Here is an 8,225-nt window from a genome sequence, read left to right on the forward strand (position 1 = left end):
ATCCGACCATGACTGCCTGCACCACCTGCGGCGCTTGCTGCGCCAGTTTCAGGGTGGACTTTTCAGCATTCGAAACCGAAGGAGGCGGGGGCTCGGTTCCGGCTGGTTTGGCCGACAACATCACCGAACACACCTGCCGCATGCGTGGCACCGACCACAGCCCACCGCGCTGCGCCGCGCTCTATGGCAAAACCGGTGAACAAGCCATTTGTGGCATTTACGAATGGCGTCCATCGCCCTGCCGGGAATTTGAAGAAGGCAGCCCAGCCTGCGAACACGCTCGGCGTAAACACGGCCTGGCCGCGCTGAACCTCTGAAGTCTTTTTTGCGGGTGTTGGAAATAACCGACACCACGGTTTTTTGGCGGGTGCTACCTTCGCACACCATGAAAAAACTTTGGGACATTTCTCCACCTGTCGATGCGGCCAGCCCGGTCTTTGCGGGTGATACACCCTATCGCCAACAATGGGCGGCCACGCTATCGGCAGACTGCCCGGTCAACGTGAGCGCCATCACCCTGTCGCCGCATGTGGGCGCGCATGCCGATGCGCCGCTGCATTACGACCCGCAAGGCGCTGCCGTGGGGGCTTTGGACCTGCTGCCCTTTCTGGGCCGCTGCCGCGTCGTCCACGTGCTGGACGCTGGCTCCTTGATCACCACCCAGCACCTGCAGCACGCCCTGGGCGATGTGCCCGAGCGGCTGCTGGTGCGCACTTACCGGCAATTTCCTCTGACGCAGTTCGACCAGCAACTGACCGCCTTGCACCCCAATACCGTGCAGCACCTGGCGGACCTGGGCGTGAAACTGATTGGGATTGACAGTGCCAGCATCGACCCGGCGGACAGCAAGGCCTTGCCCAGCCACCAGGCAATCCGCCAGCGCGGCCTGCGCGTGCTGGAAAACCTGCTGCTCGACGATGTCCCCGAGGGCGATTACGAACTGATCGCCCTGCCCCTGAAACTGATGACCGCTGACGCCAGCCCTGTGCGTGCGGTCTTGCGCGAACTTTGAACGCTTCTTGAAAGACAAACCGATGATGAACCTCACCCCCTCTTTGCAAGACTGCGAACTGCTGGACAAACAAGACCCACTGCGCAGCCTGCGCGGTCAATTCGACTTGCCGCAAGGCGTGATTTACCTGGACGGCAATTCGTTGGGCGTCATGCCCAAAACTGCGCCGGCCCGTGTGGCCCATGCCGTCACCCACGAATGGGGGCAAGACCTGATCAAGAGCTGGAACACCGCAGGCTGGTTCACCCTGCCCCAGCGCGTCGGTGACAAGATTGCACAGCTTGTTGGCGCGCAGCCCGGTGAAGTGGTGGCCGCCGACAGCACCTCGATCAACCTCTTCAAAGTGCTGGCTGCAGCACTGCAAATCGCCGCCGCTGACCACCCACACAAAACCAAAATCGTCAGCGAGCGGAGCAACTTTCCAACGGACCTGTACATCGCCGAGGCTTTGTGCAAAGAGCGCGGCTTGACTTTGCAACTGGTCGAAGCCGCTGACATTCCCGCGGCTTTGCAAGACGATGTGGCCGTGCTGATGCTGACGCACGTCAACTACCGGACGGGTGCCATGCACGGCATGCAGGATCTGACCGCTCAGGCTCATGAACACGGCATTTTGACGGTATGGGATCTGGCGCACAGCGCAGGCGCTGTGCCGGTTCATCTTCACGCTTCGGGTGCCGACTTTGCCGTGGGCTGCGGCTACAAGTACCTGAACGGTGGCCCCGGTGCACCGGCTTTTGTGTGGGTACACCCGCAACATACTGACCGGTTCTGGCAACCCTTGGCAGGCTGGTGGGGACATGCCGCACCGTTTGCCTTCACGCCCGACTACCAACCCGCCAAAGGCATCACGCGCTATCAATGTGGCACGCAACCCATTCTGAGCCTCACGGCGCTCGACTGCGGCCTGGACGCTTTTTTGAGCGCAAAGGCACTGGGCGGCATGGCCGCCTTGCGCCAAAAATCGCTGGCCCTGACTGGTCTGTTCATGCAATTGGTGCGCACGCGATTGCACGGTCAGGGCTTTGGCATCGCCACGCCCGAACCCGAAAACTTGCGCGGCTCACAAGTCAGCCTGACCCGAACAACAGGCGCCTACGCCATCGTGCAGGCCCTGATCGCGCGCGGCGTGATTGGCGACTTCCGTGCGGGAGATGGCGGCCAACACGCGGACATCCTGCGCTTTGGTTTTACGCCGCTCTACGTGGGTTACGCCGATGTCTGGCAAGCGGTGGAGCACCTGCACCAAGTCATGGCCAGCGGCGAATGGCAGGACGCCCGATTTGCGCAAAAGAATGCCGTGACCTGAAAGGCCAACCATGAGTTCATGTCCATTTCATACTGCTGCTCCAGGCCAAGGCAAGAGCGGCAACGAATCTCCAGCCACCGCACCCGGCGAACGCATCGTGCAAGAGGAGCATGCCCATCTGGACTTTGACGGTCGTATGAGCTATGGCGATTACCTGCAACTCGATGCCATCCTGAACGCCCAAAAACCGCTATCACCCGATCACAACGAAATGCTGTTCATCGTGCAGCACCAGACCAGCGAGCTGTGGATGAAGCTCATGCTGCATGAGCTGCATGCGGCCATCACCAGCATTGCCCACGACCAATTGCCCGATGCCTTCAAGAAGCTGGCCCGTGTGAGCCGCATCATGGAACAGTTGGTCCATGCATGGGATGTGCTGGCCACCATGACGCCCCCCGAATACAGCGCCATTCGCCCTTATCTGGCCCAGTCCAGCGGCTTTCAGAGCTGGCAATACCGCTGCGTTGAATTTGCCATGGGCAACAAAAATGCCGCCATGCTGCAGCCCCATGCGCACCGCCCCGATCTGTCGGCCATTGTTCAAGCAGCCTACGAAGCCCCATCGCTGTACGACGAGTGCTTGCGCCTGTTGAAAAGACGCGGCCTGGATGTGCCCGACAGCCACACCCAGCGTGATTGGCGCCAGCCTTATCCGGCCAGCGAAGCGGTAGAGAATGCGTGGCTCGTGGTTTACCGCAACCCCCAGCAGCACTGGGACCTGTACCAACTGGGCGAAGAGCTGACCGACCTGGAAGACGCTTTTCGTTTGTGGCGATTCAGGCATGTCACCACGGTGGAGCGCGTGATCGGGTTCAAGCGCGGCACGGGCGGCACCGGCGGGGTGAGTTACCTGCGCAAGATGTTGGATGTGGTGCTTTTCCCCGAAATCTGGACACTGCGCACGCAACTGTGAAGCACCGCACTCTGAGCGGGTCCAAAGACAGCTAAGCCGTGTATTCATTTGCACTAACATGCCCACTTACACCAAAGGGACGACACCGTGCAACTGAACATCAACGGCCAAAGCCGCACCGCCAACGCCGATCCCAGCACACCCTTACTTTGGGTGCTGCGCGACGAGCTCAACCTGACGGGCACCAAATTTGGCTGCGGCGTGGCCGTTTGCGGAGCCTGCACCGTGCATGTGAATGGCCAGCCCGTTCGCTCGTGTGTGATGCCCGTGTCAGCTGTGACCAACCAGAAAATCAGGACCATCGAATCCCTGGGTACGCCCGACCAAATGCACCCCTTGCAAGCGGCCTGGATTGCCGAGCAAGTGCCCCAATGCGGGTACTGCCAAAGCGGCATGCTGATGGCCGCCGCAGCCCTGCTGGACAAAAACCCCCAGCCCAGCGATGCCGATATTGACGCGGCCATGACCAATTTGTGCCGATGTGGCACTTACCAACGCGTGCGTGCTGCAATCCACCGCGCAGCAGCCAGCATGACAAACGGCGTGAAGAACAAGACCCCAAAACAAACGCTCCTGAAGACAGGCGGTGCCAAATGAAGCGCCGCACCTGGCTTCTCAGCGCTCTAGGCGCTACCGGCGCTCTGGTCGTGGGCTGGGGCGTCATGCCTGCCCGTTCACGTCTGGGCACACCCGAGTTGATGCTCAAAACCGAAGGCGATGTCGCCCTCAACGGCTGGATCAAGATCGCCCAAGACGGTTCTGTTGTGCTGGCCATGCCTCGCAGCGAAATGGGCCAGGGCGTGCACACCGCGCTGGCCATGCTGGTGGCCGAAGAACTGGACGTGCCCCTGCAGCGTGTGCGCCTCGAGCAAGCAGGCGCCGACAGCATTTACGGCAACGTCGCCATGCTGGTGGCCAGCTTGCCCTTTCACCCGCTGGACAGTGAAGGCGATCACAAACCCATCAAGATCAAGATGGGGGAGTGGATGGTGGGCAAAATCGCCCGCGAATTGGGCATCAACGCCACCGGTGGCTCGTCCTCCATCGCCGACTTGTGGGACCCTTTGCGGATGGCCGCAGCCACCGCACGGGCCAGCCTGGTGCAAGCGGCAGCCAAGACTTGGCAAGTCCCCGCCAGCAACATCACCGTGGCCAATGGCGTGATGCAACACGCCTCGGGCAAGTCAGCACATTACGGCCAGATGGGTGCTGCGGCGGCAGGCAGCACGCCGTCAGGTGTCGCGCCAAAATCACGCCAGGACTGGAAGCTGATTGGCCAGCCCGCACAGCGTTCCGACATCCCCGCCAAAGTGACCGGTCAGGCGCAGTTCGGGCTGGATGTGCGTCTGCCCGGCATGCTGTTTGCCGCCGTGCGCATGAACCCCCAACTGGGCGGATCGGTTTCTGCCATGGACACGAAAGTCGCCCTGGCCTTACCCGGTGTGAGCCAAGTTGTGAAGCTCGATGCCTGGGGCGGTGGCACTGGCGGACTGGCCGTGGTGGGCAAAAGCACCTGGCAGGCCCGCCAGGGCGCGCAAGCTGTGCAGGCCCAATGGCAAGCCCCCAACTCTGACGCTCTAGACACCCAGCGCATCCAGACGGCGCTGCTGAACAGCTTGAACACCGAAAACGGCTTCACCTTCCATGAGCAGGGTGTGCCCGCTCAGGCTGAAAAAGCCGCCGCCAAGCGCATTGACGCGCTGTACCAAGCGCCCTATTTGGCCCACGCCACGATGGAGCCGATGAACTGCACGGCTCAAGTCAAAAATGGCCAAGTGGACATCTGGGTGCCGACCCAGGTGCCACAAATGGCGCGCGCCATGGCGGCGCAAGTTGCAGGCGTGAAGGAAGACCAGGTCACCGTGCATGTGACTTTGCTGGGCGGCGGTTTTGGCCGCCGGCTGGAGGTGGACTTTGTCGGCCAGGCCGTGCAGGTGGCCATGGCTTGCGCAGGCTTGCCCGTGCAGTTGTTCTGGTCGCGCGAAGAAGACATGGCCCACGATTTTTACCGGCCCATGCACCTGGCCAAGTTTCAGGCCTCTCAGGATGAGAAAGGCGAGATCACCAGTTTGCGCATCAAGTCAGCGGGCGACGCCATCACACCGCGCTGGATGGCGCGTGCGGCACCTCATCTGTCAGGCCCCATCGACATGCCCGACAAAACCACCGCCGAAGGCCTGTTCGATCTGCCCTATGGCTTTCCCAGCCAGCACATGAGCCATGTGGCCACGAAGTCCGGCGTGCCGGTGGGTTTCTGGCGTTCGGTGGGTCATTCGCACAACGCGTTCTTTTCTGAAAGCTTCATGGACGAACTGGCCGCAGCAACGCAGCAAGACCCACTGGCGTTTCGCCTGAGCTGGCTCAAGGAAGCCCCTCGTTACGCGGCGGTGTTGCAACTGGCCGCCAGCAAAGCGGGCTGGGGCAAGCCCTTGCCCGCGGGGCACGCGCAAGGTTTGGCACTGCACGAATCCTTTGGCTCCATCGTGGCGCAGGTGGCCGAAGTGTCTTTGGACCAAGGCCAAATCCGCGTGCACCGCGTGGTTTGCGCCATCGACTGTGGCACTGTGGTCAACCCCGACACGGTGGCCCAGCAAATGGAAAGCAGCGTGATTTATGGGCTGAGTGCGGCCCTGTTTGGCCAGATCGACATCGTGGGCGGCGAGGTACAGCAAAGCAACTTCCCCAGCTACCCCATGGTCACGCTCAGCCAAGCACCTAAGGTTCAAACCTATATCGTGCCCAGCACCCGGCACCCCGCTGGCGTGGGTGAGCCGGCAGTGCCGCCACTGGCACCCGCGGTGGCCAACGCCTTGTTTGCCCTGACCGGCAAGCGGCTGCGGGCTTTGCCGCTGGTGGTTTGAATTGGCAGGTTCAAGCCAGCGGCCCTTGCCCATACAACCAAGGCACATCCATCAAGCGCTCACCCAATAGCCGCATGGACCAATCGCGCCCCATGGCCAAAACGCCCTGGGCATGGAAAATCTGGCCGTTGCGAATCGCCCGGGCTTGCACCCGTGCATTGCGCGCCCAGCGCTGCGCCGCATAGGCCTGCAACTGCGCAGCAACGGGTTGACCCGCCTGGACAAGGCACTCAGCCAGCACCTGCGCATCCTCGATCGCCATGCCTGCGCCTTGGGCCAGATAGGGTCGCATCGGGTGCGCGGCATCGCCCAACAGTGCCACACGGCCTTGTGCCATTTGCCCGGCAGCGGCGATGGGCGCACGGTCGTGCAGCGCCCAAAGCCGCCAGGCCGGAACAGACCCCAGGCGCTCCTGCAGGTCTTTGCCGATCGCGCCGGAATCACCGCCCATGGCCTGCAGCAAGGTTTGGGCGTGTCCGGCCTGGTCCCAGCTCTGGGCTTGCTCGGGCTTGCGGCCATGCACGATGGCCACCAAATTGAGCCACTCCCCGCTGCGCACGGGGTAATGCACCACATGCAGGCGCGGCCCCATCCAGACGGTGACCTGGTCTGTGCGCAAATGAACGGGCAAATCGGCCTGTGCCACCAAGGCCCGGTAAGCCAGATGACCGGTAAAGCGCGCTGGTTCATCCGCCAACAGTTGCTGGCGCACCGCGCTCCACAAGCCATCGGCCCCGATCAGGGCATGGGCTCGCAGGCTAGCGCCTTCGGCAGTGTGCACATCCAGCCCCTGTGCCGTTTCGCACCACCCCTGAACGGACTGTCCCAGTTGCAAATCGGCGCCTGCCGTAAGCGCGGCCTGGTGCAGCAGGCCATGCAAATCGGCGCGGTGCACCGTGGCGTAAGGCCCACCATAAAGCGCCTGTGCCCGTTCACCCAAACGCAAGGTGCCCAGCACTAGGCCGGTTTTCGCATCGCGGGTTTGCAGTTTCTCAGGAAAAGCCGCCACCTGCGCCAGCGCTTCACCCAAGCCCCAAGCCTGCAAGATGCGCGTGACGTTGGGGCCAAGCTGAACACCCGCGCCCACCTCGCTGAATTGCGCGGCACGCTCCAGCAATTGCACGGAGAGGCCCTGGCGCGAACAAGCCAAGGCAGCGGCCAGGCCGCCAATGCCGCCACCAGCCACCAAAATTCTTGAATTAGCCTGATTGACCATGCGCAGATTGTGCCCGGGTCAATGGCTGCCTATAAACTGGGCCAACGAAGGGATCTCGAAGGAATCGCTGGCGCAAGCCAGGCTGGCCCGAACGATCTGATCACCCCCCAATTTGTACACACCATGACACTCCGTTTCTTGTTTGCCATCTTGTCGGGTTTGAGTCCACTCATGGTCGTCAATGCCTGGGCCCAAGCACCCGCCTACCCGGTTAAGACCATCCGACTGATCGTGCCCTTCACGCCAGGCGGCAGCACCGACATTCTGGCCCGCACCATCGGACAAAAACTCACCGAAGCCTGGGGCCAACCGGTGGTCATCGACAACGTGCCCGGCGCAGGTGGCGCCATTGGCGCCGACAAAGTGGCCAAAGCGGCTGCCGATGGCTACACCTTGCTGATGGGACACATCGGCACACTGGCCATCACGCCTTCTGTTTATCCACAGCTGCCCTACGACCCTGTCAAATCTTTCACGCCCGTGGCTTGGGTGGCGCGTGTGCCCAACGTGCTGGCGGTTCACCCTTCGCTCCCTGTGAAATCCGTGCGCGAATTGGTGGCCTATGCAAAAGCGAATCCAGGACGGCTCAATTTCGGCTCAGGCGGCAATGGCAGCGCTGCACATGTGGCCATGGAATACTTCAAATGGCGCAGCCAGACTTTCATGGTGCATGTGCCCTATCGTGGCGCCGCACCGGCAGTGAGTGACACAGTGGCAGGCCAAACCCAATTGATCTTTACCGGAGCACCGGCCCTGATGCCGATGGTCAAAAGCGGCAAGTTAACAGGCTGCTGAAATACTCCCATGTTTAGGTCCACGCCGAGCCCCTGAGAAACGTTAATTGTTGAGCAACTACACGGACACATGATGCGCGGCGCTGACACCTTCACCGAGAGCCTTTTCACGATGCG

8 protein-coding genes are annotated in these 8,225 nt (G+C 61.8%); 7 read left to right on the forward strand and 1 reads right to left on the reverse strand.

Translation table 11 applies throughout. The features are described 5' to 3' along the window. Positions 1-8: 8 nt before the first annotated feature. The 6 genes from B9Z45_RS13830 (at position 9) to B9Z45_RS13855 (ending at position 6,098) form a co-directional block, all read left to right on the forward strand. A complete protein-coding gene (locus tag B9Z45_RS13830) occupies positions 9-317 on the forward strand; it encodes a YkgJ family cysteine cluster protein (protein WP_108407802.1) in 309 nt (102 codons plus the stop codon). A gap of 68 nt (positions 318-385) precedes the next feature. Further along, positions 386-1,012 (forward strand): arylformamidase, encoded by a 627-nt coding sequence (gene kynB, locus B9Z45_RS13835; RefSeq protein WP_108407803.1) that lies wholly within the window; start codon positions 386-388, stop codon positions 1,010-1,012. Between the two features lie 22 nt (positions 1,013-1,034). After that, positions 1,035-2,321 (forward strand): kynureninase, encoded by a 1,287-nt coding sequence (gene kynU / locus B9Z45_RS13840; RefSeq protein WP_108407804.1) that lies wholly within the window; start codon positions 1,035-1,037, stop codon positions 2,319-2,321. A 10-nt stretch (positions 2,322-2,331) separates the two neighbouring features. After that, positions 2,332-3,237: a tryptophan 2,3-dioxygenase gene (gene kynA, locus B9Z45_RS13845; RefSeq protein WP_108407805.1), complete on the forward strand. Its 906-nt coding sequence runs from the start codon at positions 2,332-2,334 to the stop codon at positions 3,235-3,237. A gap of 87 nt (positions 3,238-3,324) precedes the next feature. Beyond that, positions 3,325-3,834 (forward strand): (2Fe-2S)-binding protein, encoded by a 510-nt coding sequence (locus B9Z45_RS13850; protein WP_108407806.1) that lies wholly within the window; start codon positions 3,325-3,327, stop codon positions 3,832-3,834. After that, positions 3,831-6,098, forward strand: a complete 2,268-nt coding sequence (locus tag B9Z45_RS13855) for a xanthine dehydrogenase family protein molybdopterin-binding subunit (protein ID WP_108407807.1) — start codon at positions 3,831-3,833, stop codon at positions 6,096-6,098. Before B9Z45_RS13850 ends, B9Z45_RS13855 begins: the two co-directional genes overlap by 4 nt. 10 nt (positions 6,099-6,108) lie before the next feature. On the opposite strand, the gene B9Z45_RS13860 is transcribed toward B9Z45_RS13855, so the two are convergent. Then, on the reverse strand, positions 6,109-7,314 hold the full coding sequence (locus B9Z45_RS13860) for an FAD-dependent monooxygenase (protein ID WP_108407808.1): 1,206 nt from the start codon (positions 7,312-7,314) through the stop codon (positions 6,109-6,111). Positions 7,315-7,437: 123 nt separating this feature from the next. Between B9Z45_RS13860 and B9Z45_RS13865 the strand changes: the two genes are divergently transcribed. Next, the gene (locus B9Z45_RS13865) at positions 7,438-8,109 is read left to right on the forward strand and encodes a tripartite tricarboxylate transporter substrate binding protein (protein WP_108407816.1); all 672 of its coding nucleotides are present in this window, start codon (positions 7,438-7,440) and stop codon (positions 8,107-8,109) included. Positions 8,110-8,225 lie beyond the last annotated feature (116 nt).

It is taken from the genome of Limnohabitans sp. 2KL-17 (assembly GCF_003063415.1).
Taxonomy (GTDB): domain Bacteria; phylum Pseudomonadota; class Gammaproteobacteria; order Burkholderiales; family Burkholderiaceae_C; genus Limnohabitans_A.

Coding starts and splice junctions, on each gene's coding strand:
- B9Z45_RS13830 (WP_108407802.1), top strand. CDS start 9: ATGACTGCCTGCACCACCTGCGGCGCTTGCTGCGCCAGTTTCAGGGTG.
- B9Z45_RS13855 (WP_108407807.1), top strand. CDS start 3,831: ATGAAGCGCCGCACCTGGCTTCTCAGCGCTCTAGGCGCTACCGGCGCT.
- B9Z45_RS13860 (WP_108407808.1), bottom strand. CDS start 7,314: ATGGTCAATCAGGCTAATTCAAGAATTTTGGTGGCTGGTGGCGGCATT.
- kynU (WP_108407804.1), top strand. CDS start 1,035: ATGATGAACCTCACCCCCTCTTTGCAAGACTGCGAACTGCTGGACAAA.
- B9Z45_RS13865 (WP_108407816.1), top strand. CDS start 7,438: ATGACACTCCGTTTCTTGTTTGCCATCTTGTCGGGTTTGAGTCCACTC.
- kynB (WP_108407803.1), top strand. CDS start 386: ATGAAAAAACTTTGGGACATTTCTCCACCTGTCGATGCGGCCAGCCCG.
- kynA (WP_108407805.1), top strand. CDS start 2,332: ATGAGTTCATGTCCATTTCATACTGCTGCTCCAGGCCAAGGCAAGAGC.